At 65.9% G+C, this 25,523-nt stretch carries 19 protein-coding genes and 2 pseudogenes; 11 read left to right on the top strand and 10 right to left on the bottom strand.

Annotated features, from left to right (window positions below; all coding sequences use genetic code 11):
* Positions 1-4 precede the first annotated feature (4 nt).
* Together msrB and ACFLEY_RS14730 are read right to left on the bottom strand one after the other, a co-directional pair.
* The gene (msrB, locus tag ACFLEY_RS14735; protein ID WP_038967753.1) at positions 5-517 is read right to left on the bottom strand and encodes a peptide-methionine (R)-S-oxide reductase MsrB; all 513 of its coding nucleotides are present in this window, start codon (positions 515-517) and stop codon (positions 5-7) included.
* Between the two features lie 83 nt (positions 518-600).
* Entirely contained in the window at positions 601-2,058 is a 1,458-nt protein-coding gene (locus ACFLEY_RS14730) for an FAD-binding oxidoreductase (RefSeq protein ID WP_211434299.1), read from the bottom strand.
* Between the two features lie 195 nt (positions 2,059-2,253).
* Here ACFLEY_RS14730 and ACFLEY_RS14725 point away from each other — a divergent pair, with 195 nt between their 5' ends.
* A complete protein-coding gene (locus tag ACFLEY_RS14725) occupies positions 2,254-2,790 on the top strand; it encodes a histidine phosphatase family protein (RefSeq protein WP_028173270.1) in 537 nt (178 codons plus the stop codon).
* 65 nt (positions 2,791-2,855) lie between these two features.
* Positions 2,856-3,281 (top strand): universal stress protein, encoded by a 426-nt coding sequence (locus tag ACFLEY_RS14720; protein ID WP_011088599.1) that lies wholly within the window; start codon positions 2,856-2,858, stop codon positions 3,279-3,281.
* Between the two features lie 304 nt (positions 3,282-3,585).
* Here the strand turns inward: ACFLEY_RS14720 and ACFLEY_RS14715 are convergent.
* The 4 genes and pseudogenes from ACFLEY_RS14715 to ACFLEY_RS14700 form a co-directional block, all read right to left on the bottom strand.
* Positions 3,586-4,715, bottom strand: a protein-coding gene (locus ACFLEY_RS14715; RefSeq protein WP_129557650.1) for an IS3-like element ISRj2 family transposase whose coding sequence is annotated in 2 segments (ribosomal slippage) — positions 3,586-4,463 and positions 4,463-4,715 — 1,131 coding nt in all. Because the reading frame shifts where the segments join, the coding sequence is not laid out codon by codon here.
* Between the two features lie 420 nt (positions 4,716-5,135).
* Positions 5,136-6,214, bottom strand: a pseudogene (locus ACFLEY_RS14710) (PLP-dependent aminotransferase family protein); the annotation flags it as partial.
* Positions 6,215-6,542: 328 nt separating this feature from the next.
* Entirely contained in the window at positions 6,543-7,142 is a 600-nt protein-coding gene (locus ACFLEY_RS14705) for a YdcF family protein (RefSeq protein WP_060912613.1), read from the bottom strand.
* A gap of 62 nt (positions 7,143-7,204) precedes the next feature.
* Positions 7,205-7,792: a hypothetical protein gene (locus tag ACFLEY_RS14700; protein ID WP_060912614.1), complete on the bottom strand. Its 588-nt coding sequence runs from the start codon at positions 7,790-7,792 to the stop codon at positions 7,205-7,207.
* Between the two features lie 91 nt (positions 7,793-7,883).
* Here ACFLEY_RS14700 and ACFLEY_RS14695 point away from each other — a divergent pair, with 91 nt between their 5' ends.
* Positions 7,884-8,318, top strand: a complete 435-nt coding sequence (locus ACFLEY_RS14695) for a hypothetical protein (protein WP_211433839.1) — start codon at positions 7,884-7,886, stop codon at positions 8,316-8,318.
* A gap of 5 nt (positions 8,319-8,323) precedes the next feature.
* On the opposite strand, the gene ACFLEY_RS14690 is transcribed toward ACFLEY_RS14695, so the two are convergent.
* From ACFLEY_RS14690 to ACFLEY_RS14680, 3 genes are all read right to left on the bottom strand, one after another.
* Positions 8,324-10,723 (bottom strand): EAL domain-containing protein, encoded by a 2,400-nt coding sequence (locus tag ACFLEY_RS14690; protein WP_060908216.1) that lies wholly within the window; start codon positions 10,721-10,723, stop codon positions 8,324-8,326.
* Between the two features lie 113 nt (positions 10,724-10,836).
* On the bottom strand, positions 10,837-12,246 hold the full coding sequence (locus ACFLEY_RS14685) for an MFS transporter (RefSeq protein WP_211433840.1): 1,410 nt from the start codon (positions 12,244-12,246) through the stop codon (positions 10,837-10,839).
* A gap of 219 nt (positions 12,247-12,465) precedes the next feature.
* Complete coding sequence (locus ACFLEY_RS14680; protein WP_011088607.1) at positions 12,466-12,972, bottom strand: ferritin-like domain-containing protein; 507 nt, start codon at positions 12,970-12,972, stop codon at positions 12,466-12,468.
* A 428-nt stretch (positions 12,973-13,400) separates the two neighbouring features.
* Between ACFLEY_RS14680 and ACFLEY_RS14675 the strand changes: the two genes are divergently transcribed.
* The 8 genes and pseudogenes from ACFLEY_RS14675 to garD all read left to right on the top strand — a co-directional run bounded on the left by ACFLEY_RS14675 (position 13,401) and on the right by garD (position 24,777).
* Positions 13,401-14,483, top strand: coding sequence for a YbhN family protein (locus ACFLEY_RS14675; RefSeq protein ID WP_060908217.1), 1,083 nt, complete (start codon positions 13,401-13,403; stop codon positions 14,481-14,483).
* A gap of 101 nt (positions 14,484-14,584) precedes the next feature.
* On the top strand, positions 14,585-16,537 hold the full coding sequence (locus tag ACFLEY_RS14670; RefSeq protein WP_211433841.1) for a hypothetical protein: 1,953 nt from the start codon (positions 14,585-14,587) through the stop codon (positions 16,535-16,537).
* Positions 16,538-16,863: 326 nt separating this feature from the next.
* Positions 16,864-18,204 carry an MFS transporter gene (locus ACFLEY_RS14665; protein WP_028173261.1) on the top strand — a complete coding sequence of 447 codons (1,341 nt, stop codon included), beginning with the start codon at positions 16,864-16,866 and terminating at the stop codon, positions 18,202-18,204.
* A gap of 123 nt (positions 18,205-18,327) precedes the next feature.
* A pseudogene (locus tag ACFLEY_RS14660) lies at positions 18,328-19,199 on the top strand (LysR substrate-binding domain-containing protein).
* 123 nt (positions 19,200-19,322) lie between these two features.
* A complete protein-coding gene (kdgD, locus tag ACFLEY_RS14655; RefSeq protein ID WP_011088612.1) occupies positions 19,323-20,267 on the top strand; it encodes a 5-dehydro-4-deoxyglucarate dehydratase in 945 nt (314 codons plus the stop codon).
* A gap of 24 nt (positions 20,268-20,291) precedes the next feature.
* Complete coding sequence (gudD, locus tag ACFLEY_RS14650; protein WP_396604673.1) at positions 20,292-21,650, top strand: glucarate dehydratase; 1,359 nt, start codon at positions 20,292-20,294, stop codon at positions 21,648-21,650.
* A 23-nt stretch (positions 21,651-21,673) separates the two neighbouring features.
* Entirely contained in the window at positions 21,674-23,122 is a 1,449-nt protein-coding gene (locus ACFLEY_RS14645; protein ID WP_060908218.1) for an aldehyde dehydrogenase family protein, read from the top strand.
* Positions 23,123-23,235: 113 nt separating this feature from the next.
* Positions 23,236-24,777: a galactarate dehydratase gene (gene garD, locus ACFLEY_RS14640; RefSeq protein ID WP_060908219.1), complete on the top strand. Its 1,542-nt coding sequence runs from the start codon at positions 23,236-23,238 to the stop codon at positions 24,775-24,777.
* 3 nt (positions 24,778-24,780) lie between these two features.
* Here the strand turns inward: garD and ACFLEY_RS14635 are convergent, their stop codons facing one another.
* Positions 24,781-25,521 (bottom strand): hypothetical protein, encoded by a 741-nt coding sequence (locus ACFLEY_RS14635; protein WP_211433843.1) that lies wholly within the window; start codon positions 25,519-25,521, stop codon positions 24,781-24,783.
* Positions 25,522-25,523 lie beyond the last annotated feature (2 nt).

The raw sequence follows: 25,523 nt of genomic DNA, 5'->3' as shown, positions 1-25,523 counted from the left end.
AGAGCTACGTCGCGGACGCGGCGGCCGGGTGGAAAACCAGCCCGAAACCGTCGATGCAGTAGCGCAATCCAGTGGGCTTCGGACCGTCGTCGAAGACGTGGCCGAGATGGCCACCGCAGCGCCGGCAATGCACCTCGGTGCGGAGCATACCGTAGGTCCGATCCTCCGTCTTGCCGACATTGCCCTCGATCGGCTGGTAGAAGCTCGGCCAACCGGTGCCGCTCTCGAACTTGGTGTCGGACGCAAACAGCGGCAGGTCGCAGCCGGCGCAGGCGAAAACGCCCTTGCGGTGCTCCTTGAGCAGCGGGCTTGAGCCGGGCCGCTCGGTGCCGTGATTGCGCAAAATCTCGTATTGCTGCGGCGTGAGCTGGGCACGCCATTCGGCCTCGGTCTTCGTGATCTCGAACGTTTCCGCGGCCTTCTCGCCGGCCTCGGCAGGTGTCCCTCTCAGCCAGCGGAAGGCGGAAAGGCCGAACAGGCCGGCGACAGTCGTTAGCAGGATGCGGCGGTCAAACATCTCATTCTCCGTGCGCGAGTCCACGCCCTGAGATACGGGTTCTAACGGCCGACGTTACACGTCCAGGCGCGATTTTTCTCAACTTATTGCGAGACGCTGTCGTCGTGCGAGGCCGGTTCCAAGGCTTCAGTCGCGGGTTTCGGCGGCGGGGCCGGCCGCGGCCGTACACCCGGCGGCGGACGGCGCGGACCGGTGCCGGCAGCCCGGTTGGCTTCGGCCAGCCGCGCCTCGCGTTCCCTGTCCTTGACCCGCGCCCGCTCGCGGTAGCGGGCGAGCGTACCTGCGGCGGCGGAGCTCGTCCTGCCCCAGATCCCGACCAATTGACCCGCGACCCGTCCGGTCGCGCCGCCCGCCCAGACCAGCTCGAACGGCGAAAACAGCCGCCAGCGCTCGTCGCCCCACAGGATGCTGCGCGCGATCATCTGCCCGGCCATGGCCGAGGTGTTCATGCCCTGGCGGCCGAACCCGCTCGCCACCCACAGGCCTTTGCGCAACTGGCCGATCTGCGGCATGCCGTGCACGGTCTGGCCGGTCGCGCCGCCGAACATATCGGTGATCTCGACATTGCCGAACTGGGGGAAGATCGTCCGGATCCGCCGCCTGACGCCGCCTGCAAAGCGCTGCGGCCGTGCGGCCCAGGTGGTCTCCGGGCTCTCCCACATCAGCCGGTCGCCGTCGACGATGCGGAAATGATCGACGCCGTCGGAATCCATCACCGATCCCTTGAAGGCGATGATCTCGTGCACGCGCTCGCCGAGTGGCGCGGTGATGCCGGCATAGCGCCAGACCGGCAGCAGCGTCTCCGACAGGCGCATCAAGGGCGCGCCGAGATGGATGTTGCCGGCGAGCACGATGTGCGTCGCGCGCAGCCGCGCCGACGGCGTGACGATCCGCTTGCGGATGCCGGAATGGTCGATGCTGACCACCGGCGTATCCTCGAAGATGCGGGCGCCAGCCCGCCGCGCCAGCGCCGCAAGACCATGCACGTATTTGCGGCCGTCGACCTGGAATGCCCTCGGATAGTACACGCCGTGGAAGTAATGATCGGTCTTGAGCACCTCGCGGACGCGATCGACCTGCCAGCCCTCGACCTCGGTGTCGAAATCCTCGTGCAGCATCTGCAACCGGCTGATCAACCTGTCGCCGGTGTCGACGTTGGAGACCTCGAGCACGCCGTCGCTCGGGGCGATCCCCGGCATGTTCTCTTCGGTGGCGTTGGCGCGGACGAACTCGGCTCCCTCCTTCGACAGCGTCCACAATTCGCGCGCGTCCTCGAAGCCGATGCGCTCGATCAGCTCGGTGAGCGGCAGCGCAAAGCCCGGCATCACGGTGCCGAGCTGGTTGCCGGAGGCGTTCCAGCCGATATGGCGGCCCTCGAGCACCGCGACACTGGCCCCGAGCCGGGCCGCCTCCAGTGCAATGGAGAGCCCGGCAAGCCCTGCCCCGATCACGCAGATATCGGCGTCGAGATCGAACGACAGGCGCGCGCGCTCGCGAAAGCCGGCTTCTTCCTGGGACACGCTTGTGAAAGTCTCGCTCATATCGTTTTCTTAGAGCATGATCCGGAAAAGTGTGCAGCGGTTTTCCGAAAAGATCATGCTCAGAACAAAAATTTTAAGCGCGATGAGGGTTTGTCCAAATCTCATCGCGCTTTAAAGGACCGATCGGGCGCTTGTCACCTTGTCCTCAACCGGCGCCTGTAGATTATTCTGGACGTGCAACGATTCGAGAGTGCCATGCGCCGTTTGATGCTGCTGCGTCACGCCAAGACCGAGACTGACGCGCCGAGCGGCCGTGACCAGGATCGCCGGCTCGACGACCGCGGCCACAGGGATGCCGCCGAAATCGGCGACTGGATCGCCTCCCATCCCCCCTTCCCCGATACCGTGCTGGTGTCGCATGCCGTCCGCGCCCGGCAGACCTGGGACATCGCCTGGGCGACGATGAAGGGCCGCGTCCCCGCGCCTGAGGTCGAGGTCCTGCCGGAACTCTACGGCGCCGATCCCGCGCAGATCCTAAAATCCATTCGCACTGCAACCAACCCGGGCAACCCGAAGCGGCTGCTGCTGGTCGGCCACAATCCCGGCATGCACGAGATCGCCTTGATGCTGATGGGCGGCGGCGATCCGGCCGGCGCCAAGGCGCTCACCCACAACCTGCCCACCGCGGGGCTTGCGATCTTCGACTTTGACGTCAAGGATTGGGGGGACGTGGCCTACCGCCGCGGCAAGCTGGTGCTGTTCGTCAGCCCCAAGCTGCTTCGATCGGGATGAGACCCGCGGGTCTCGACCGGTTGATGCAGCTGATCGAGAGCTGACTGGAAGATTTGGAGGCGCAGATGTTCAAGTCCATCCTCGTGCCCATCGACCTCGCCGACACCGATCTCGCGAAGCCGGCGATCGCGACCGCGGCAACGCTGTCGCAGACCTGGAGCGGCACGGTGCGCCTGCTCAACGTGCTGCCGATGACGCCGGTGATGCTGGCAGAATACGTGCCGGCCGATTTCGACGAACAGCAGCGCCAGACCTCGGAGGAAGCGCTCGCCATCGTCGCGCGCGAATCCGGCATCGAGGCCTCCCACATCTCCAGCGTGGTCCGCCAGGGCGGCATCTACCACGAGATTCTGGAGGAAGCCGTGCACATGAAGGCCGATCTGATCGTGATGACCTCGCACCGGCCGGCGATGCGCACCTATTTCCTCGGCTCCAATGCCGGGCACGTGGTGCGCTACGCGAAATGCTCGGTGCTGGTGGTCAGGCACTGAGGGCTGCTCCGTAGCCTGTTGTTCCGGGCTACAAGCCCTTGCGTTGCCCGTCGGGCAAAACACCCAAACGACAGGTCAATTCCCGCCGCCCAAAATATTCCACTTTACCGAAATTCGGAAACGGCGTATGTGTCGCCTCACTCCGGCCCAAGGAAGAGAGAGCTGGCCCCGGTTGTTTGGACAGCGCCCCGCTGGATTTAAGTGGATTCCTGCCGGGTTATGCTGAACGCGGGGCTTTACGGTTTTGTCGTTGCGTCGGGAGGGCGTAGCCCGACCAGAGCGACGACAAAACCGTCGGCGACGGTCATGCGGCCATCACCATAGCTTGCGTGCCGAAGTAAGCCTCGTCGGGCGTGCGCCCGTCAAGGCTCGAGTGAGGGCGTCCCTGATTGTAGAAGGCCAGATACTTGGCAATTGACGCTAGCGCCTCGGACACGCTGTCGTAGGCGCGGAGATAAACTTCTTCGTATTTGACCGTGCGCCAGAGCCGCTCGACAAACACGTTGTCGCGCCAGGCGCCCTTGCCGTCCATGCTGATGGCGATCTTCGCGTCCAGCAGCACATCGGTGAACTCGAGGCTGGTGAACTGGCTGCCCTGATCCGTGTTGAAAATCTCGGGCCTGCCGTGCTTCGCCAACGCCTCCTGGACCGCTTCGACGCAGAAGGCCGCCTCCATTGTGATCGAGACGCGATGGGCCAGGACCCGTCGGCTGAACACATCGACGACCGCCGCGAGATAGACGAAGCCACGCCGCATCGGAATGTAGGTGATGTCCATTGCCCACGCATGGTCGGGCCGCTCGATCTTCAATCCGCGCAACAGGTACGGGTAGATCTTGTGACCCGGAGCCGGCTTGCTCGTGTTCGGGCGACGATAGACCGCCTCGATCCGCATGCGCTTCATCAGCGTCGCGATGTGGCGGCGACCGGCGTATACGCCCTCCCGCCGCAGCAACGATCGCAGCATACGCGCTCCCGCGAAGGGATAATCGAGATGCAGCTCATCGAGCCGACGCATCAAGGCAAGGTCCTCGGCCGAAACTGGCCGAGGTTCATAGTAGACCGTGCTGCGAGCCAGCTTCAGGACCTTCGCCTGGCGCACGATAGAAAGATCATGACCGCGGTCGATCATCGCTTTGCGCTCAGCAGGCCCGCCTTGGTGAGCGCGCCGGACAAAAAATCGTTTTCCAACGCCAGCTCGCCGATCTTGGCATGTAACGCCTTCAAATCGACCGGCGTCTCGGCCGATGTCTTGTCATGCCCAAACACGCCGGCGGCGCCTTCCAGGAGCTGGTTTTTCCAGATCGTGATCTGGTTCGGATGAACATCAAACAGTTGCGCCAGCTCCGCCAGTGTCTTGTCGCCTTTGACCGCAGCCAAAGCAACCTTCGCCTTGAATGCCGGAGAATGCGTCCGGCGGCTCTTCTTCGTCATCTTCGCTCCTGATTCGCAGCAAGAATCCTCGCCGCTGTCAGGCAGAAAATCCACTCAAGCTACTGTCCGAATTTGCGGGGCCAGCTCTGAGGGGCGTATCGCGATCGTCACGAACGCGGGCCGGGCGGCGGTGGACGCTAGTTGCATCGGCGCGAAGGGTTTCGCAGGGCGGGCAACCGTGAGCGAGGACGTCGCGCGCACGACCGGTGTGATCGGCGTACGGCCAAATCGTGTCGTCCTGGCGCCCGGGGTCTGTGCGCCAAGTCTTGCGGTGATGTGTGCGGCCCGACCGGACCGCGCGCGTCAGCCATCCGCAAGGCGACGGGGGCAATAGTGCATCGCTCCCCGGGGAGAGCACGACATAAGCCGTTCCAACCACTGCGCAGGGAAGGCCGGGATGTCTCCGGTTGCCCTGTTTCCCGCTATGCCGCGCCTGGCGGCTGCGGCAACGAAGGTCTGCGAACGCCAGTGCGGCGGCAGCGTGAGCCAGAGATGATAGGAGCGCGGGTCGGCGGCGAACTGGTAGCCGGCCAGCCAGCCTTGCCGCGGTCTGCTGGCGGCGCGCGGCGTCGATGCGCTTCAGGCGCGTCAGCTCGGCGACGGTGCCGTCGGCCATCAGCCGCTGCCCCGATGCGAGCGCATGGCCGGAGGCGATCCAGCCGCCGGTGCGGACCGCGCTCATCACGCTCTCGCGCAGACGCGGCGGGGTGACGAGGATGCCGAGCGCAAGGCCCGGCGCGACCTTCTTCGACAGGCTGTCGATCACGATGCAGCGGTCCGGCCCGAGCGCGGCCAGCGGCGTGTCGTCGGCGAGGAAGCCGTAGACGGCGTCCTCGATGATGGTCAGATCGAGCTTCTCGGCGACGCGCATGATGTCGGCGCGCCGCGTCGCGTTCATGGTGACGCCGAGCGGGTTCTGGATGATGGGCTGGAGATAGAGCGCCGACAGGTGCGCCTCGCGATGCGCCTTCTGGATGGCGTCGGGCCGCGCGCCATGCTCGTCCATCGAAATCGGGACCAGCGTCACGCCGAGCCGCGCCGCAATGCTCTTGACGTAAGGGTAGGTGAGCGCCTCGACGCCGCAGCGGCCGCCGGTGGGGACGAGCGCCGTGAGCGCGGCCGCGAGCGACTGCTTGCCGTTGGCGGTGAAGACGATCTGCTCGGCCTGCGGCGCAAAATCCTTGCGCGCGAGATAGGCGGCCGCCGCATTGCGCGCGCTCTTGGTGCCTGTGCTGGTCGAGACGCGCAGCGCGGATTCCAGCGCGTCGACGCGCTCGAGCCCCGCAAGGCTCTTGGCGATCATGGCCCATTGCTGCGGCAATAACGGATAAATGACCTCGAAGGGGCGCAGGGAAGACCGGGAGCCGGCTGGCTCCCATTGACCGCCATGCGAGAAGCGGATTGCGCTACGATGCACAGTCGATCCGCGCGTCGCGCGGCTCGCTCAGCGCCTCGACTTCGCGCCTGATGTCGCCGGAGATGAAGGTGCATCGCTCTATCAACTGATATCTCACTCGCAGACACACTTTCGCATCCTCGCGGCTTGTTTCGCCCGAGCTTTGCTTCGTCGCGTCACGCCCAACGAAAGACGTGCGCAGGCCGGAATCGAGCTGCTCGAACGTGGGCGGGGCGAGCGCGAGCCGCACCGCATTCGGCGCGTGACCATGCGCGATTGCAAAAGTCGAGGACGGCGTCAGCGCGATCGCTCGTCTCGCTGCTCGGCACCAAGGAAGAGGACTTTGACTCGACGGAGTAACCAGCGCGTTTTCGAGCGAAGTGGATGCCGGTTCGCGTAAAGAAAACGCGTCAAAACTAGAATCTTGCCCGTCAGCCCTCCGGCCATTCCGCGATAAAGCCCCTCGCCTTGTACGGCTCGATCTTGTCCCATTCATGCAGGACACGACGGCGAAATTCGACATCGGTGTGCCAGAGCGCGCGCGGCGTCGCAAAGCTGTCGACGGTGAGCAGCATCTTCTCGACCTCGGGCCAGTGCCGGTGCAGCGTCATCGAGTAGCGACGCGCGGTCCAGGTGTTGCCGAGGCAGATCACGCTGCGGATATTTTGCAGCCCAAGCGCCGCGTCAATGACCGGCAGCGAGAAGATCACGTTCTCGCCGGTATTCGTCGCGCCATGCTCCTCGAGGATCCGGTCCGCCGGAATGCCCGCCGCGACCATCGCCGCCTTGATGATGGTGCACTCGGATTGCTCCGAGCCCGGCGTCACGCCGCCGCTGACAATCGACCAGCGGAACAAGCCCTCGCGCCACAGCCTTGCAGCGGTGTCGGCGCGGAGTGCGATGTCCTCGCGGGTGCCGAACATGAACAAGAGGTCGGCCGGCCGGAGCGGCGTGTCGATCAGATGCGTGCGGTTGATCCTGGCGATCTCATCCGCCGCAGGCCGGCGCGTGCTGCAATCCATCGCTGACATGGCCGCACGATGCGACACCGGCACCGGGGCGCGAAGTCACGTTTGATTGCGACCGATTGCAGCTAAGGCAACAAGGCCTTCGGCACGCGATCGAAGCTGTAGCTCTGCGGCTGGTTGCGCCGCACGAAGCCGCCGACCTGCCAGGCGAACAGCGCGGCAAAGCCGAGGATGAACAACGCGCCGGCGAAGGCGTCGATCATGAGCGCGCGGATCAGGAGCCCGGTCATCGCCACCGTCAGCACCGCCATGAACGTCAGCACCGCGGCATAGGTGTTGCGGCCGAGGCCTGCCGTCAGCACCGCGCGGCTGCCTGCTTTCGCCATCCGCGCATGGAGCTCGACGATGAAGTCGCGAAAGCCATTGTCCTGCGGCGCCATCAGCGCCGCAGTCTGCCAGCTCGTCGACAGGATCGCGATGCGGCCGCCACCGCTGCGGCTGACATCGGCGCGAAAGCGATGCTGCTGCATCGACACCGGGCGGAACGACAACCGGATTGCGCTGATCTCGTCGTAGCGCCACAGGCCGGAACGGCCGCCGATGTGCCAGGACAGCCCCGCGTCAGTCAGCTCGAAACGATGCGCCGAACCGATCAGCGACGCCTTGTAGGCATAGCTCGCGCCTGGGGCGCCCTGCGCGTCCGAAACCCGCATCTCGACAATCGATCCCGTCTGCAATCCCGACCGCGCAATCCGGTCTGCGACCCGCTTGCGCGGTCGCCCTCGCCCATCCTACAAGCGGGGCATGGCTGAGACGACCTTTTTTCCGCGCCGCCTGATTCTCGGGGCTGCCGTGATCTGCGGCGTGCTGCTCGCGCTCGCGGTGCACATGCTGGGCGCGCGCTACGGGCTCGACCTCGGCGGCCTCTGGCGCTCCGACACGCATGAGTTCATTCCGGCGGGCGCTGCGATCGCCTGGTGGCTGATCGCCACGGTCGGCTTTTCCGGCGGGTATTTCACGGCGACATTGATGCAGAGCGCCGCCCACGGCCAGATCCCGCAACGGATGCGGCAATTCCTGATCGCGGTCGGCGTGCTCCTGCTTGCGGGCGCCGGCCAGGCGGCCTCGGCCCCGAGCCCGATCCCGACGGTCTCGGGCGTGCTTGCCGGGCTTGCCGCGCTGTGCCTTGGCGCCGTGATGGCATTCTGCGGCGCGCATTTCGCGCTGCGCCGCGGCTAGCCTTTCTAGGCCGAGGCGCGCAGCCGCGGGCGCTCCAGCATCAACGCCACATCCGAGGCAGGCCGCGGCTTGCTGAACAGATAGCCCTGCGCCTGGGTGCAGCCCTCGCGCCTGAGCAGCTCGAGCTGCGCGTCGTTCTCGACACCTTCCGCGGTGGTCACGATGCCGAGGCTGCGGCCGAGCCCGGTCACGGCGCGGATGATCGCCATGGAATCCTCCCGCGTCGCGAGCTCCGACACGAAGGAGCGGTCGATCTTGATCTTGTCGAACGGGAAGCTGCGCAAATAGCTCAGCGACGAATAGCCGGTGCCGAAATCGTCGAGCGAGATCCGCACCCCCATGGCGCGCAGCTCGTGCAGGGTGGTCAGCGTCGCCTCGCTATTCTGAAGCAGCACGGATTCGGTGATCTCGAGCTCGAGCCGGCGCGCCGGCAGTCCCGAGACGGTCAGCGCCGCGGTCACGGATGCGATCAGGTTCGGATTCCTGAACTGCACCGGCGACAGGTTGACCGCGACATCGACATCGTCGGGCCAGGTGGCCGCGTCGGTGCAGGCGGAACGCAGCACGAATTCGCCGAGCTGGACGATGAGTCCGGTCTCCTCGGCCAGCGGAATGAAGTTGATGGGGGCGATCAGGCCGCGCTGCGGATGGTTCCAGCGCAGCAACGCCTCGAAGACGACGACGCGACCACTGGCGACGTCGCGGATCGGCTGATAGTACGGCTGGAACTCGTCGCGTTGCAGCGCTGCGCGGAGATCCATCTCCAACAGACGGCGCGCCTGTGCGCGCGCATCCATGCCGGTCTCGAAGAAGCGGTAGGTGCCGCGGCCGTCCGCCTTTGCGCGGTACAGCGCAAGGTCGGCGTTCTTCAGAAGCTCGTCCGCATTGCTGCCGTCCTGCGGCGACAGCGAGATGCCGATCGAGACACCGATGACGATCTGATGGTCGTCGATCTCGTAAGGCGCCGAGATCACCTCGACGAGGCGGCCGGCAAGGCACCTCGCTGCGGCTTTCTCCGACCGTCCGATCTGGACCACTGCGAATTCGTCGCCGCCAAGCCGCGCCACCGTGTCGCTCTCGCCGACGGTGGCCTTCAGCCTGCGGCCGACCTCCTTGAGCAGCGCGTCGCCGATGGGATGGCCGAGCGAGTCGTTGATGTCCTTGAAGTGATCGAGATCGAGGCAGAGCACCGCGAGCTGGTCGCCCGAACCCGTCCGGCGCAGACCCTGCTCGAGCTGCTCGTGGAACAGCACGCGGTTCGGCAGACCGGTCAGCGCGTCATGACGCGCCATGTGCGAGATCTTCGCCTGCGCCTCCAGCCATTCGGTGATGTCCTCGAAGGTCGCGACCCAGCCGCCGCCCTGCATCGGCTGGTTGACGACCCGGATGGAGCGGCCGAACCGGTTGACGACCTGGCTGGTCGTGCGGCCCTCGCGCGCGTCGACCACGAGGCGCGCAAAGAATTCATCCGCATCGCCCTGCCACTGGCCCTTGGCCTGCTCTTCCCGCAGCACGTCGACCAAGAGGCGGCCGGTCAGCGCGATATCGGTGCGACGAAGCATCGCCGCGTAGCGCTCGTTGAACAGCATGATCTTGCCGTCCGCGTCGAACATGCACAGCCCCTGCGACATGTTCTCGAGCGCGGTATCGAGCACGACCTGCTGGCGTCCCAATTCGCCCTTGGCGCGGCGGTCGAGCACAGCCGCTGCGAGCGCGATCGCGATGATCGCGACGGCCGCGCTGGCGGTAAGGACCGACAAGGAGGCCGGCGGGATCGACATGCCGCTGATGACGATCGAAGGATCCGGCGTCAGCTCCACGGCGCCCATGGCGGTGAAATGATGCGAGACGATGGCGACGGTCAGCAGCACCGTCGCACCGAGCGCATTCGCCACGCCGTCGCGCCGCCCCGCGACGACCAGCGCAAGCGATCCAAAGACGATACCGAGAACGATCGAGACCGCCACGGTGTCGGTCGCCCAGCCGATGCGCGCGGGAATCTCGAGCGCCATCATGCCGGTGTAATGCATTGCGGCAACGCCGCCGCCAACGACGGCGCCACCGAGCGCGACCGGAATCGTCCGCGTCGCTGACACCGAGATGCTCAGCCCGACGAAGGTGACCGCAATAGCGAAGATCAGCGACAGAACGGTCACGGGGATGTTGTAGGCGCCGCCGGCGCCCGGCCCGTAGGCCTGCATCGCGATGAAATGGGTTGCCCAGATGCCGCAGCCTGCGACGACAACGTCCAGCGCGATCCACGATACGCGAGCACCGCCGCTTGCCGCACGCGCGCGCTGGAACAGGCTGATCGCCGCCGCGCTCGCGAGCAGGCACACTGCGCCGCCGAGTGCGACGAGGCGCCAGTCATGCTGGTCCGTGAGACAGTAAAGAACTTGATACATTGCCGGCCCCTATCCGACCCGCACTAGAGCGGGCAGAGATGGACGGTCGGTAACCGGCTATGTGCTGGGTTCGGCGATGGTGAACGGAAGATGTGTGCGTTTGCTCACATTGTTCATCTTCGCGAAGGCGCGCCGATCCCGATCACGGCGGCGGCGAGCAGCAGGACGGTGGCCGATACCACCAGCGATGCGTGCAGGCCGGTCATGAATGCACCTTCCGAGGCCACCAGCGAGCCGAACAGCGCAACGCCGAGCACGCTGCCGGTCTGCCGCGTCGCGTTCAGGACGCCCGCCGCGATGCCGGAGCGCGCCTTCTCGACGCTGCCCAGCAGGGTCGAGGTCAGCGGCGGCACCAGCAGCCCAAGTCCGCCGCTGATCGCGATCATCTGCGCGCAGATCATCCAATAGCTCGTGTCAGCCTCGATCCAGATCAGGCCGAGACAGCCGAGCGCCGAGATAAAGGCGCCGACGACAATGGTCGGGCACGGACCGACGCGCTCGGCGAGGCGCGGCGCCAGCAGATTGACCGGGAGCACCGCGGCCATCATCGGCACGAAGGCGAGTCCGGTCCACCACGCCGACAGCCCGTTGATCCTCTGGAAGTACAGGCTGAGCACGAAGATCAGGCCGTAGATCGCGATGTTCACGAGCAGGCCGACGAGCGCGGTCAAGGTAAACAGCCGGTGACCGAACAGGGACAAGGGCAGCATCGGCTGCGCCGCGCGGCTCTCCCGCCAGACGAACAGCACGGCGAGGACGAGGGCTGAAGCGAAGGCCGCGAGCACGGCCGGATGGTCCCAGCCAAGCGCGCCGCCCTCGATGATCGCGCCGGCGAGCGCCCCCAGCGCGCCGATTGCCGTAAGCTGGCCGGGCAGATCGATCTCGCGCGAGGGCGCGCGCGTAGTCTCCGTCGCATAACGCCAGCTCAGCCAAAGGCCCATGAGGCAGATCGGAAGGTTGACGAGAAAGATCGCGCGCCAGCCGACCAGCGTGATCAGCGCGCCGCCGACGAAGGGGCCCGCGGTCAGCGCTAGGCTCGCTCCGGCAGCCCAGATCGCGACGGCGCGGCCGCGCGCGCGGTCGTCGGCATAGGCATGATTGAGCAACGCCAGCGAATTCGGCACCAGGATCGCCGCCGCTAGGCCCTGGACCAGTCGTGCCGCGATCAGCACGATTGCATTGGGGGACGATGCACAGGCGAGCGAGGCCGCAGTGAAGATGGCGAACCCGGCCATGAAGACGCGCTTGGCGCCGATCCGGTCGCCGAGTGCGCCGGCCGTCAGGATGAAGGCGGCAAAGGCAATGGTATAGGCGCTGACGACCCATTGCAGCTCGGCGACACCGCCGCCGAGCGTCCTGCCCATCGCGTCGAGCGCGGTGTTGACGATGGTGACGTCGAGCTGCACCACGCCATAGCCGAGGCTCATCGCGGCCAGCGTCAGGGAGGTTGCAGGACGAGATGAGGCGCGCGGCGCGCCGGCTCCGTCGTCGAAGGCTTCGTATTTGATGGTGCTTGCTCGCATGCTGCCACCTCGGTTGCAGCCCCACGCGACATATAGGCTTCCGGCCTGCCGTCATGTTTCGACAATGGCCGAAGGATGGATGTGTGGCGAGCGTGCCCACCCGAAACTCGGCGTCGTCGCCCGCGCAGGCGGGCGATCCAGTACTCTGCAGCCGCGCGCGGGGAATGACGACGGCCGAGGCGCGAACCACCGTGCGGCGCTTTCCTGCCTACACCAGCGCTAGCTCGCCGCGCGCAGATTCACCTTGCTCTCGGCGAGCGCCGTGAGCTTCTTGTCGGTCGCCTTCTCTTCCTCGAGCGTCTTGGCGAGCACGGCGGCGCAGTCGCTCCGGCCGAGCTGCTTGGCCCAGGCGATCAGGCTGCCGTAACGCACGATCTCGTAATGCTCGGCGGCCTGCGCCGCATTGATCAGCGCAGCGTCCAGCACCGCCTTGTCGGCGACCTCGCCGGCGGTCTCGTCGGCCTCCTCGATGATGCCGTCGATCGCCGGGCAGTCGACCGCCTTCACCTGTGCGCCGTGCATCTTGAACACTTCCTCGAGCCGCTTGACGTGCTGCTTCGTTTCCTCGAGGTGCGTCAAAAAGCCCTTTTTCAGCTGCGGGTCGGTGGCCTTGTCGGCCATCTTCGGCAGCGCCTTGGTGAGCTGCTGCTCGGCATAGTAGATGTCCTGGAGCTGATGCACGAACAGGTCGTTCATGGTCTTGATGTCTTTTGTGAACAGTCCCATCGTTCCGATCCTCTTGGGTTTCGGGAACACGGGGGCACCGGCTCGCACGAATAGCCGCATATTCCCGCCATGTTCGATTGCTGATGGGGCGCTAACGGGCACGCGGCATCGACGTTCCAAAAAAGCCGGCATCGCTTGCGCTGGAACAATGCCGCGGACGGCACGATATGAAAGCATGCCAATATACGAACGCGCGGGCCTGGCCGGTTTGGCGACTCATATGCTTAACGCGCGTCCGATGTGAACCACATATGACAAAAGTCGCCGGTCCGGCACAGAACCTATCCTTGTCAAGGGCTGCACAAGTCACCGTTTTTGTCTTAAATGAGCTGGATCATGCCTAGCGATCGACGCCTGCCTTTGGCAACCATCGCGCCCGACTGGCCAATGCCTGGCCTTGTCGGTCTTGCCCCCTGCCGGGAGGATGAATGCACGGACTGCTGCCCGCGTTGAAACGCGGCTTCAAGAGATGGATTGGCTGGCGACGGCTCGGAATTGCCGCGAGCGTCTTCATCATCGCCTTCGCAATCACCACGCTGGTGCGGACCCTCAAAGGTATCGATACCGGCGTCATCCTGACCGCATTGACCGAGATTCCCCGCGGGAATATCGGGCTGGCGGCGATCTGCGTCTTCTTCGCGTTCTGTACGCTGACCTTCTACGATTTTTTTGCACTGCGAACGATCGGCAAGAAGCACGTGCCCTATCGCATTGCAGCGCTCTCCAGCTTCACGTCCTATTCGATCGGCCACAACATCGGCGCCACCGTCTTTACCGGCGGCGCGATCCGCTTCCGGATCTATTCGGATTACGGGCTGAACGCGATCGACGTCGCAAAGATCTGCTTCCTGTCGGGCCTGACCTTCTGGCTCGGTAACATCTTCGTGCTCTCGATCGGCATGGCCGTCCATCCCGATGCCGCCTCCTACATGGATCAGCTGCCGTCGTCGATCAACCGGCTGATCGCGTTCGGCGGCCTCGCCTCGATCGGCGCCTATCTGGTCTGGCTCTGCATGGGCGAGAAGCGCCGCGAGCTCGGCCAGAAGGGTTGGAAAGTGGTGCTGCCCTCGGCGCCGCTGACGCTGGTGCAGATCCTGATCGGCGTGGTCGATCTCGGCTTCTGCGCCACGGCGATGTACCTCTTGATACCGGCCAATCCGCCGATCGACTTCCTGTCGCTGGCGGTCGTGTTCATCTTGGCGACGCTGCTCGGCTTTGCCAGCCATGCCCCCGGCTCGATCGGCGTATTCGATGCCGCCATGCTGGTGGCGCTGCCGGAATTCGGCCGCGAGCAGCTTCTGGCGACGCTGCTGGTGTTCCGCCTGCTCTATTTCGTGATCCCGTTCGGCCTCGCCATCTCCATCATGGGCACGCGCGAGCTCTGGATGAACGTGGTCGAGCCCTGGCAGGAGCGACGGCGGCTGGCGGAGGCCTGCGCCCAGGCCAACCTGCCCAAGCAGGTGGCGGCAATGGAGCGCGAGCGGTCGCTGCGACAGGCCAGCAAGCGCTAGGGCGCTGGACGGCGCCCGCAAAAATCGTCAGACAAGGTTGCGGGCGGGGGGAGCAATCCTCTCTTATTTCCGCCTCAACTTTGCCGTTGAACACGCGGGCCATGATCCGACCATCTCTTCGCACCTTCTTCGCGGGCGCCCTGCTGCTTGCCGGGATTTTGACCGCTTTGCCGCCCGAGCGCGCAGTCGCGCAGGACGCCGGCGCCATGCAGATCAATTGGGAGGTGCGCAACCGCTTCCGCCTGTTCCGCGAGGAGCGCGACTTTCTGCTTCATGTGGAGAACGCGCGTAACCGCAGCATCCTCGCCGCCGAACAGTCGCTGGAGCTCCAGAGCGAGGGCCGCGGCTGGGCCCGCAACATGGTCAACCGGCTCTGCATCGACCTCCAGGGCCGGGTCAACCAGCCCTGCACCCGCGACAACGTCAAAGAGAATTACCTCACTCCGATCGACCATCCGGTGACCGTGCGCCTGACCGGCGCGGTGCCGGTCGGCGCCACCTGCGCCTGGTCGTTCGACGACGGCGACGGGCCGCAGACCTCGACCTTCGACTGTGCCGAGCCGGTCAATCTGCGCGTCCGCTACGGCCGGCAGACGGTCGCGAGCCTCGACGTCTCCTCCGGCTCCGATCCGACCCAGCGCGTTCAGACCGAGATCCAGGTCCGCGACATCTTCGTCGCCGGCCTCGGCGACAGCATCGCCTCGGGCGAAGGCAATCCCGACCGGCCGCTGGCGCTGTCGGACGAAGGTTTCTGCTTCCGCTCCTATCTCGGCACCGCCGGCGCGCAGTACTACCGGCCGAGCCGCGCCGGCTATAAAGGCGGCCGCGCCTGCGAGGCGCCGGATACGCTCGCCAACTGGCAGCGCTACGGCGCGCTCTGGTTCAACTCCCCCTGCCACCGCTCGCTCTACAGCTACCAGGCCCGCACCGCGCTGGCGCTCGCGGTGCGCTACACCCACATCGCGGTGACCTTTCTGCCGCTCGCCTGCACCGGCGCCAGCATCGGCGACGGGCTGCTCGGCTCGCAGCGCGCCCGCGAATGCGCGCCCAGCAAAAACGGCAATTGCCAGACCAGCGTGAACGCGCAGGTCGCCGAGCTGCGCGAGGCGCTCACCGCGGCGAAGAAGCGCCAGCCGGACCGCACGCTCGATCTCGTGCTGCTCTCGATCGGTGCCAATGATGTCTACTTCTCGGGTCTCGTCGCCGACGTCATCGTCGACACCGCGACCGAGCGCGCGCTGTTCCGCCGCTCCGGCGTGATGGCGAGCGTCGACGATTCCCGCGATGCGCTGGCGCGCGAGCTGCCGCAGAATTTCGTCAAGCTGCGCGAGGCGCTGAAGCCGCTGGTCGGCGGCGACCTCTCGCATGTGGTCTATGTCTCCTACGCCAATCCGGCGCTTGCCGATGGCGGCGTGCCCTGCCGCGGCGGCCGCGCCGGCTTCGACATTCATCCGTCCTTCAACGCCGATCCGCAGCGCCTCGCCCGCGTCTCGACCTTCGTCGACACCGAATTCCTGCCTCAGTTGAAGGGGCTCGCCACCTGCACCCGGGGCGCGCTGTGCCGCGATCCCGAAGCCGACCGCATGACGTTCGTCGATGCGCATCAGGCAGCGTTCGCCGATCACGGCTTCTGCGCGCATGCGGGCAACGATCCCGAATTCGACCGCACGTGTTTTGCCGAGAACGGCCAGAGCTTCAATCCCGATATCGTGAGCGCGGCGAGCCAGCCGATGCTGTGCGGCCGCGGCGCCTCCGAGTATCGCGCCTATCTGCCGCGCGCGCGCTGGATCCGCGACGCCAATGACAGCTACTTCGCCGCGATGACCTATCCGCAAGGCCTGCCGGCCGCGAGCCAGCCGACCGACATCCACGACGCCACCTGGGGCGTGCTCTCCGCCGTCTATGGCGGCGCCGTGCATCCAAGCGCCGAAGGCCACGCCGCGATGGCGGATGCGGCGCTGCCGGCCGCAAGCAGCGTGCTCGGGCTGGACGCAGTACCGCCGCCCGTGACGCGGGGACTGCTGCCGCAGCTGCTACCGAGCGCGCGGCAATAGAAGCAAGAGCGAGCGCTCTCCACACCGTCATTGCGAGCGCAGCGAAGCAATCCAGAGTCCATCCGCCGAAAGATTCTGGATTGCTTCGCTGCGCTCGCAATGACGCGCTGTGAGTACGAATACTATCTCCCCGAGTCGTCCTGGCTTTCGCCAGAACGACGATTGGGACGAGCGCGGTCTCCATCCTCACGATCGTTCCCTCCCACCTGCCGTTCCATCAATCCAAAAACGGCATCGATCGATACTCCCTTGAACTTGGACACTTTGCCGCGCGCGCCTCTAGGAGTCGTGGTGAGGAAACATTTCGAGTTCTAAGGAGGCGCGTGATGAGCGCAGTGGTGTCCGCAGCGGACGTGAGGAGGTCTCGCGTCAGGCTGTTCATCGTGACCATGTTGTTCCTGGTCACGACCGTCAACTACGCCGACCGCGCCACGCTCTCGATCGCGGGCCCCGCGCTCTCCAAGGAGCTGCATCTCGATCCCGTCGCGATGGGCTGGATCTTCTCGGCCTTCGGGTGGTCCTATGTGATCGCCCAAGTGCCGGGCGGCTGGCTGCTCGACCGCTACGGCTCGCGCCTCGTCTATGCCTTCAGCATCATCGTCTGGTCGCTGTTCACGCTGATGCAGGGCTGGGTCGGCTTCCTCAGCGCCGGCGCTGCCATCGTCGTGCTGTTCGCACTCCGCCTCCTTGTCGGCGTCGCGGAAGCGCCGTCCTTCCCCGCCAATGCCCGCATCGTCGCCGCCTGGTTTCCCGGCAACGAGCGCGGCACCGCGTCCGCCTTCTTCAATTCGGGACAGTATTTCGCGACCGTGATCTTCGCGCCGCTGATGGGCTGGATCGCCCACGATTACGGCTGGCGCTACGTGTTCTTCGTGATGGGCGCGCTCGGCGTGATCATGGGTCTCGTCTGGATCAAGACCATCTACGGCCCGAAGGAGCATCCCGGGATCAACGAGGCGGAGTTCGACTACATCAAGGAGGGCGGCGCGCTGGTCGATCTCGACGCGCCCAAGGAAGAACGTGCGCCTCAGTCCGGCTCCGGGTGGGACCACATCCGCCAGTTGCTCTCCAACCGCATGATGCTCGGCGTCTATCTCGGCCAGTACTGCATCAACACGCTGACCTATTTCTTCCTGACCTGGTTCCCGGTCTACCTCGTCAAGGAGCGCGGCCTGTCGATCCTGCAGGCCGGCTTCGTCGCGACGCTGCCGGCGCTGTGCGGCTTCATCGGCGGTGTGCTCGGCGGCATCATCTCGGACGCCATCCTGCGCAGCACCGGTTCGCTGACCATGGCGCGCAAGATTCCGATCGTCGGCGGCATGCTGCTGTCGATGTCGATCATCGCCTGCAACTATGTCGACGGACATGCACTTGTGGTCGGCTTCATGGCGCTCGCCTTCTTCGGCAAGGGCATCGGCGCGCTCGGCTGGGCTGTCGTCTCCGACACCTCGCCGAAGGAAGCCGGCGGCGTCTCCGGAGGCCTGTTCAACACCTTCGGCAACCTCTCCTCGATCACCACCCCGATCGTGATCGGCTACATCCTGGCCGCGACCGGCTCCTTCAACGGCGCGCTGCTGTTCGTCGGCGCCAATGCGCTGGTCGCCGCGTTCGCCTATCTCGTCGTGGTGGGCAAGATCGAGCGGGTGGTGCTCAAACGTTCCTCCTGAGGGCTCCCGCGGGAGCTTGACCAGGCAACTCAACGGCGGCTCACAAAGCCGCCGTCTTTGTTTTGGGGATGATCGATGCTAGAAGTGCCGGGGAAACGCCTTATTCATCTAAGGCATGTATCGATGTTCGACCTCAACCAGCTCCGCTGTTTCGTCACGGTGGCGGAGGAACTGCATTTCGGCCGCGCCGCCGCGCGGCTGAACATGACCCAGCCGCCGTTGTCGCGGCAGATCCAGGTGCTCGAGCACATCATCGACGCGCCGCTGCTGGAGCGCACCAGCCGTTCGGTGCGCCTGACGCCGGCCGGCCGCAGCTTCCTGCCGGAGGCGCGGCGCATCCTGAAGCTTGCGGAAAGCGCCTCGCAGGTCGCCCGCCGCATCGCGCTGGGCAAGACCGGCTCGCTCAAGATCGGCTTTACGTCGCGGCCTGCCGCGCCAAGCTGCCCGAAGTCGATTTCTCGCTGAAGGAGATGGTCTCCGGCGACCAGTTCGAGGCGCTCAGCTCCAGCCAGATCGACGCCGGCCTGCTCAGGCCGCCGATCGCGCGCCCCGAAGTGGCCAGCCGCCGCGTCGTCGCCGAGCCCCTGCTTGCCGCGATCCCGAAGAAGCATCCGCTGGCGAGCGCCGACAGCATCACCATCAAGGATTTCGACGACCAGCCCTTCGTGATGTATTCGCCCTATGAGAGCCGCTACTTCCACGATCTCCTGGTGGCGCTGTTCACCCGCGCCGACGTGCTGCCGCGCTATGTCCAGCATCTGAGCCAGATCCACTCGATCCTCGCCATGGTCCGGGCCGGCCTTGGCCTTGCCATCGTGCCGGCCGCGGCCGCAAGCCTGAAGATCTCCGACGTGCGGCTGCGGCCGCTCAAGTTGCGCACGCGCGTCCCGGTCGAGCTGTTCATGGTCTGGCGCCGCGATGACGAGAATCCGCTGCTGTCGGCGCTGGTCAAAATCGCCGGTGAATTGTCCTCCGCGGAGACCATGGAAGATTGATGCTGATTTCGCATCAGTCGATATAGGCTTTGGCTTGGACGCGCATCGAACGGTCTCCTAAACCACGGCGCATGGACGCGCAGGCTTGCGTCCTCCACAACACGCAATTAGGGAGCCGCGCCCATGAGCAAGATGACCCCGCAGGAAATGGCCCAGACGATCGGATCGGGCCTCCTGTCCTTCCCCGTCACGCCGTTCAAGGCGGACTACTCCTTCGACGAGGCGACCTACCGCGCCAACATGGACTGGCTGTGCGGCTATGACGTCGCGGGCCTGTTCGCCGCAGGCGGCACCGGCGAGTTCTTCTCGCTGACGCCGACCGAGGTCCCGCAGATCGTCAAGATCGCCGTCGAGGAGACCAAGGGCCGCGTGCCCGTGCTCGCCGGCACCGGCTACGGCACCGCGATCGCCCGCGAGATCGCTGTTGGCGCCGAGAAGGCCGGCGCCGACGGCCTGTTGCTGCTGCCGCCCTATCTCACCCATTCCGAGCAGGACGGCCTTGCCGCCCATGTCGAGGCGGTCTGCGCCGCCGTGAAGATCGGCGTCATCGTCTACAACCGCGACAACGCCATCCTTCAGCCCGACACGCTCGCCCGTCTCGCCGAGCGCTGCCCGAACCTCGTCGGCTACAAGGACGGCATCGGCGACATCGAGCTGATGACCCGCGTCTACACCAAGCTCGGCGACCGCCTCACCTATATCGGCGGCCTGCCGACCGCGGAAACCTTCGCGCTGCCCTATCTCGACATGGGCGTGACGACCTACTCCTCGGCCGTGTTCAACTTCGTTCCGGAATTCGCGACCAACTTCTACGCCGCGGTGCGCAAGCGCGATCACGCCACGATCCATGCCGGGCTGAAGGACTTCATCCTGCCGCTGATCGCGATCCGCAACCGCAAGAAGGGTTATGCGGTCTCCATCATCAAGGCCGGCATGAAGGTGATCGGCCGCGACTCCGGCCCGGTCCGCCCGCCGCTGACCGATCTCACCGAGCAGGAGATTGCGGAGCTGACCGCGCTGGTCAAGAAGCTGCCCGCCATCCGATCGTCACAACAGGCTGCAGAATAACAAGACAACAGGGAGGAGCATGCGATGGCCCAGACTGACATCTCCGGCGCGCCAGTCGCCGGCGCACCGGTCGTCACGGCGATGCAGGTGATCCCGGTCGCGGGCCGCGACAGCATGCTCCTCAACTTAAGCGGCGCGCACGCGCCGTTCTTCACCCGCAACATCGTCATCCTCACCGACAATGCCGGCCACACCGGCGTCGGCGAGGTGCCGGGCGGCCAGAAGATCTGGCAGACGCTCCAGGACGCGCGCGATCTCGTGATCGGCAAGACCGTCGGCGCGATGAACAACATCCTCGCCGACGTCCGCACCGCCTTCGCCGATCGTGACGCCGGCGGCCGCGGCAAGCAGACGTTCGACCTGCGCGTCATGATCCATGCGGTCACGGCGATCGAGTCCGCGCTGCTCGACCTGCTCGGTCAGCATCTCAACCTGCCGGTCGCCGCGCTGCTCGGCGAAGGCCAGCAGCGCAAGAGCGTCGAGACGCTCGGCTATCTCTTCTTCGTCGGCGATATCAGCAAGTCCAGGCTCGACTACGTCACGGGCGAGACCGGCAAGGCGGAGTGGTTCAACCTCCGCCATCAGGAGGCGATGACGCCGGAGACCGTGGTGCGGCTCGCGGAAGCCACCGAGGATCATTACGGCTTTGCCGATTTCAAGCTCAAGGGCGGCGTGCTCCGCGGCGAGCAGGAGATCGAGGCCGTCACCGCGATCGCCAAGCGCTTCCCCAACGCGCGTGTCACGCTGGACCCGAACGGCGCCTGGTCGCTCGACGAGGCTGTCAGCCTCTGCAAGGACATGCACGGCATCCTCGCCTATGCCGAGGACCCCTGCGGCGCCGAGGCCGGCTTCTCCGGCCGCGAGATCATGGCCGAGTTCCGCCGCGCCACGGGTCTGCCCACAGCGACCAACATGATCGCCACCGACTGGCGCCAGCTCTCCCATGCGCTGCGTCTCGGCGCGGTGGACATTCCGCTGGCCGATCCCCACTTCTGGACCATGCAGGGCTCGGTGCGCGTGGCCCAGACCTGCCGCGACAACGGCCTGACCTGGGGCTCGCACTCCAACAACCACTTCGACATCTCGCTCGCGATGTTCACCCATGTCGGCGCCGCCGCCCCCGGCAAGGTCACCGCGATCGACACCCACTGGATCTGGCAGGATGGCCAGGCGCTGACCAGGGAGCCGCTCCGGATCAAGGGCGGCAAGATTGCGGTCCCCGACAGGCCGGGCCTGGGTATCGAAATCGACAGGGCGGCCATCGACGCCGCGCATGACCTCTACAAGCAGCATGGACTCGGCGCCCGCGATGACGCTATTGCCATGCAGGACCTGATCCCCGGCTGGACCTTCGACGACAAGCGTCCCTGCCTCGTTCGGTAAGAAACTTTCCCTGGAGGAATGATATGACTGCGATCCTGAAAAACTTCATCGGCGGCGAATGGGTCGACGGCTCCGGCGTCACCAAGAACATCAACCCCTCCAACACCAACGACCTCGTCGGCGAATACGCCAAGGCCGACAAGGCGCAGACCGAGATGGCGATCGCAGCCGCCAAGGCCGCCTTCCCCGCCTGGGCGCAGTCGACCCCGCAGGTGCGCTACGACGCGCTGAACAAGATTTCTCTCGAAATCCTCGCCCGCAAGGAGGAGCTCGGCCGCCTGCTCGCCCGCGAGGAAGGCAAGACCCTGCCCGAAGGCATCGGCGAGGTCGCGCGCGCCGGCCAGATCTTTGCGTTCTTCGCCGGCGAAGCGCTGCGGCTGATCGGCGAGAAGGGCGCATCCGTCCGCCCCGGCCTCGACGTCGAGCTCACCCGCGAGCCGATGGGCGTCGTCGGCATGATCACGCCCTGGAATTTCCCGATCGCGATCCCGGCCTGGAAGATCGCGCCGGCGCTTTGCTACGGCAACACGGTCGTGTTCAAGCCTGCCGAGCTGGTGCCGGGCTCGGCGCATGCGCTGTCCGAGATCATCACCCGCTCCGGCATTCCGGCGGGTGTGTTCAACCTCGTCGTCGGCTCCGGCTCCGTGGTCGGCCAGACCCTGCTCGATCACCCCGACGTCGCCGCGATCTCCTTCACCGGCTCGGTGCAGACCGGCCGCAAGATCGCGCAGGCCTGCGTGCTGTCGAACCCGATGAAGAAATTCCAGCTCGAGATGGGCGGCAAGAATCCGCTGGTCGTGCTCGACGATGCGGACCTCAAGACCGCCGTCGAGGTCGCCGTCAACGGCTCCTACTTCTCGACTGGCCAGCGCTGCACCGCCTCCTCGCGTCTGATCGTCACCGAAGGCATCCATGACCGCTTCGTCGCCGCGATGGCCGAGCGCCTGAAGGGCCTGTCGGTGGACGACGCGCTCAAGGCCGGCGTGCATATCGGCCCCGTCGTCGACCAGAGCCAGCTCGACCAGGACCTGCGCTACATCAAGATCGGCCAGGACGAAGGCGCAAAGCTCGCCTTCGGCGGCGAGCTGCTCCAGCGCGAGACGCCCGGCCACTACCTCCAGCCGGCGCTGTTCACCGAAGCCAACAACAACATGCGCATTGCGCGCGAAGAGATCTTCGGCCCGGTCGCCGCGGTCATTCGCGCCAAGAACTACGAGGAAGCGCTCGCGATCTCGAACGACACCGAGTTCGGCCTCGCCTCCGGCATCTGCACCACCAGCCTGAAATACGCCTCGCACTACAAGCGCAACAGCGAGTCCGGCATGGTGATGGTCAACCTGCCGACCGCCGGCGTCGACTATCACGTGCCGTTCGGCGGCCGGAAGGGCTCGAGCTACGGCGCCCGCGAGCAGGGCTCCTATGCCCGCGAGTTCTACACGACGGTGAAGACGGCTTATACGTATCCGGGTTGAGACATCGTAGGGTGGGCAAAGCGAAGCGTGCCCACCACTTACGCTCGGTGTGAAGACGGTGGGCACGGCGCGTTGCGCCTTTGCCCACCCTACGATTTCGGAGGCAAGCGCAGATGGACCAGTCAGTCGCAGCGAAAGAGCAGCCCCGCTACATCAAGCTCAACGAGCGCGACAATGTCGCGATCGTGGTCAATGATTTCGGGCTTCCCTCCGGCTCCCGCTTCGCCTGCGGCCTGACACTGCGCGCCTTCGTGCCGCAGGGGCACAAGACGGCGCTGGTCGACATCGCGGAAGGCACACCGATCATCCGCTACGGCGAGGTGATCGGCTACGCGCTCTCGCCGATCCTGGCCGGCGAATGGGTGGATGAGGCGCGCATTCGCATGCCGGAGGCCCCTGCCCTCGACAAGCTGGAAATCTCGACCGCCGTGCCCGCTCCGCTGCCGCCGCTCGAAGGCTTCACCTTCGAGGGCTACCGCAATCCGGATGGCTCGGTCGGCACCAAGAACATCCTCGGCATCTCCTCCTCCGTGCAATGCGTCAAGGGCACGATGGAATATGCGGTGAAGCGCATCCGCGCCGAGCTCTTGCCGAAATACCCGAACGTCGACGACGTCGTGCCGCTGACGCACGCCTATGGCTGCGGCGTCGCCATTAACGCGCCCGACGCGGTGGTGCCGATCCGCACGCTGCAGAACCTCGCGCTCAACCCCAATTTCGGCGGCGAAATTCTGGTCATCAGCCTCGGCTGCGAGAAGCTCGCGCCCGAGCGGCTGGTGCCGGAAGGCATCAGCGATGCCATCGTCCGCATGCAGGACGAAGCCTTCGACGGTTTTGGCGCGATCGTCGATGCGATCATGACACAGGCCGAAGCGCGCCTGAAGATTCTCAACAAGCGCACCCGCGAGACCTGCCCGGCCTCCGATCTCGTCATCGGCCTGCAATGCGGCGGCAGCGACGCGTTCTCCGGCGTCACCGCGAACCCCGCGGTCGGCTTTGCCGCCGACCTCCTGGTGCGCGCCGGCGCCACCGTGATGTTCTCGGAAGTCACCGAGGTGCGCGACGCGATTCAGCTCCTGACGCGACGCGCCATCAACGAGGATGTCGGACGTGCCCTGGTGCGCGAGATGGCCTGGTACGATTCCTATCTGGCCCGCGGCGGCGCCGACCGCAGCGCCAACACCACGCCCGGCAACAAGAAGGGCGGCCTCGCCAACATCGTCGAGAAATCATTGGGCTCGATCGTCAAGTCCGGCTCGTCCGCGATCACCGGCGTGCTCGCGCCCGGCGAGAAGGCGACGCAGAAGGGCATGCTGTTTGCGGCAACGCCCGCTTCCGACTTCATCTGCGGCACGCTCCAGCTCGCCTCCGGCATGACTCTGCAAGTGTTCACCACCGGCCGCGGTACGCCCTACGGCCTTGCGGCAGCGCCCGTGATCAAGGTCGCAACCCGCAGCGAGCTCGCGCGGCGCTGGAAGGACCTGATCGACTTCGATTCAGGCAGCATCGCCACCGGCGAGAAGACCATCGAGGAATGCGGCTGGGACCTGTTCCGCCTGATCCTCGACGTCGCCTCCGGCCGCACAAAACCGTGGTCGGATCGCTGGGGCATCCACAACGACCTCACGCTGTTCAATCCGGCGCCGGTGACCTGAGAGTCACGGACTGTCGGTCAGGTGCATGTCGCCCAGCGTGATGGGCAGGCTGCGCGTGATGAGGTCCGCAATCGCCGCGCGCAGCCGTTCGCCCGAAGCCGAACCGCCGAACGTCTCGTCAACCGGCCCGCTCGGGCCGGCGAGCCGGAGGGTGCCGGTGTTGTCGAGCGGCGCAGCCGCCCGCTTCTCGATCACGTCGAATGACTTGCCGTCGATGACACGAACTTCATAGAGCGCGTGGATCAGGCCGTAATCCGCAAGCAGCGTCCGGTATTCGGCGAGCCCGACACCCTCGACGTTGCGGCCGTTTCCAAGCTTCGACCTTGCCCTTGTGATGACGATGTACGCATCCAGCCCCTGTGGCGTGACATCGCTGCGAACCAGCTCCTTGAACGGATCGCTGCGCAGGAGATTGACGGGCGCGACCGCCGAATCCCTGATCGCGGCGAACGCGGCGCGCCTGTAGCTCACGGCCTGCACGCGGAAGCGTGGGCTCAGCAGCCTCGTCGCCTGCTGGACGATCATCTCGTCCAGCCCCCACGCGCTGATCGAGGCGCTTTGCCCGGTGTTGCCGAGCGCGGTCAGGCCGGCCTGCGTCAGGCTCATCTGCTCGCCGATGGCCGAGACGATGCCGACGGTCTTGATCGCCTGGAGCCGGCTCTCGCGCGTCTCGAACGCCGCGGCGGCACTGAGGACGACGGAAGTCACCGCAAAGGCGATCCATAGAACAACATGACGGCGCATGA

The sequence above is a fragment of the Bradyrhizobium sp. YCK136 genome (assembly GCF_044570075.1).
Lineage (GTDB): Bacteria > Pseudomonadota > Alphaproteobacteria > Rhizobiales > Xanthobacteraceae > Bradyrhizobium > Bradyrhizobium diazoefficiens.
Note: the sequence above shows the minus strand (reverse complement) of the source record. Positions and strands in the feature narration are given on the sequence as shown.

Coding starts and splice junctions, on each gene's coding strand:
- garD (WP_060908219.1), top strand. CDS start 23,236: ATGGACCAGTCAGTCGCAGCGAAAGAGCAGCCCCGCTACATCAAGCTC.
- ACFLEY_RS14705 (WP_060912613.1), bottom strand. CDS start 7,142: ATGTCAGCGATGGATTGCAGCACGCGCCGGCCTGCGGCGGATGAGATC.
- ACFLEY_RS14670 (WP_211433841.1), top strand. CDS start 14,585: ATGATCCGACCATCTCTTCGCACCTTCTTCGCGGGCGCCCTGCTGCTT.
- ACFLEY_RS14665 (WP_028173261.1), top strand. CDS start 16,864: ATGAGCGCAGTGGTGTCCGCAGCGGACGTGAGGAGGTCTCGCGTCAGG.
- ACFLEY_RS14730 (WP_211434299.1), bottom strand. CDS start 2,058: ATGAGCGAGACTTTCACAAGCGTGTCCCAGGAAGAAGCCGGCTTTCGC.
- ACFLEY_RS14675 (WP_060908217.1), top strand. CDS start 13,401: ATGCACGGACTGCTGCCCGCGTTGAAACGCGGCTTCAAGAGATGGATT.
- msrB (WP_038967753.1), bottom strand. CDS start 517: ATGTTTGACCGCCGCATCCTGCTAACGACTGTCGCCGGCCTGTTCGGC.
- ACFLEY_RS14690 (WP_060908216.1), bottom strand. CDS start 10,723: ATGTATCAAGTTCTTTACTGTCTCACGGACCAGCATGACTGGCGCCTC.
- kdgD (WP_011088612.1), top strand. CDS start 19,323: ATGAGCAAGATGACCCCGCAGGAAATGGCCCAGACGATCGGATCGGGC.
- ACFLEY_RS14695 (WP_211433839.1), top strand. CDS start 7,884: ATGGCTGAGACGACCTTTTTTCCGCGCCGCCTGATTCTCGGGGCTGCC.
- ACFLEY_RS14685 (WP_211433840.1), bottom strand. CDS start 12,246: ATGCGAGCAAGCACCATCAAATACGAAGCCTTCGACGACGGAGCCGGC.
- ACFLEY_RS14635 (WP_211433843.1), bottom strand. CDS start 25,521: ATGCGCCGTCATGTTGTTCTATGGATCGCCTTTGCGGTGACTTCCGTC.
- ACFLEY_RS14700 (WP_060912614.1), bottom strand. CDS start 7,792: ATGCGGGTTTCGGACGCGCAGGGCGCCCCAGGCGCGAGCTATGCCTAC.
- ACFLEY_RS14645 (WP_060908218.1), top strand. CDS start 21,674: ATGACTGCGATCCTGAAAAACTTCATCGGCGGCGAATGGGTCGACGGC.
- ACFLEY_RS14680 (WP_011088607.1), bottom strand. CDS start 12,972: ATGGGACTGTTCACAAAAGACATCAAGACCATGAACGACCTGTTCGTG.
- ACFLEY_RS14725 (WP_028173270.1), top strand. CDS start 2,254: ATGCGCCGTTTGATGCTGCTGCGTCACGCCAAGACCGAGACTGACGCG.
- ACFLEY_RS14720 (WP_011088599.1), top strand. CDS start 2,856: ATGTTCAAGTCCATCCTCGTGCCCATCGACCTCGCCGACACCGATCTC.
- gudD (WP_396604673.1), top strand. CDS start 20,292: ATGGCCCAGACTGACATCTCCGGCGCGCCAGTCGCCGGCGCACCGGTC.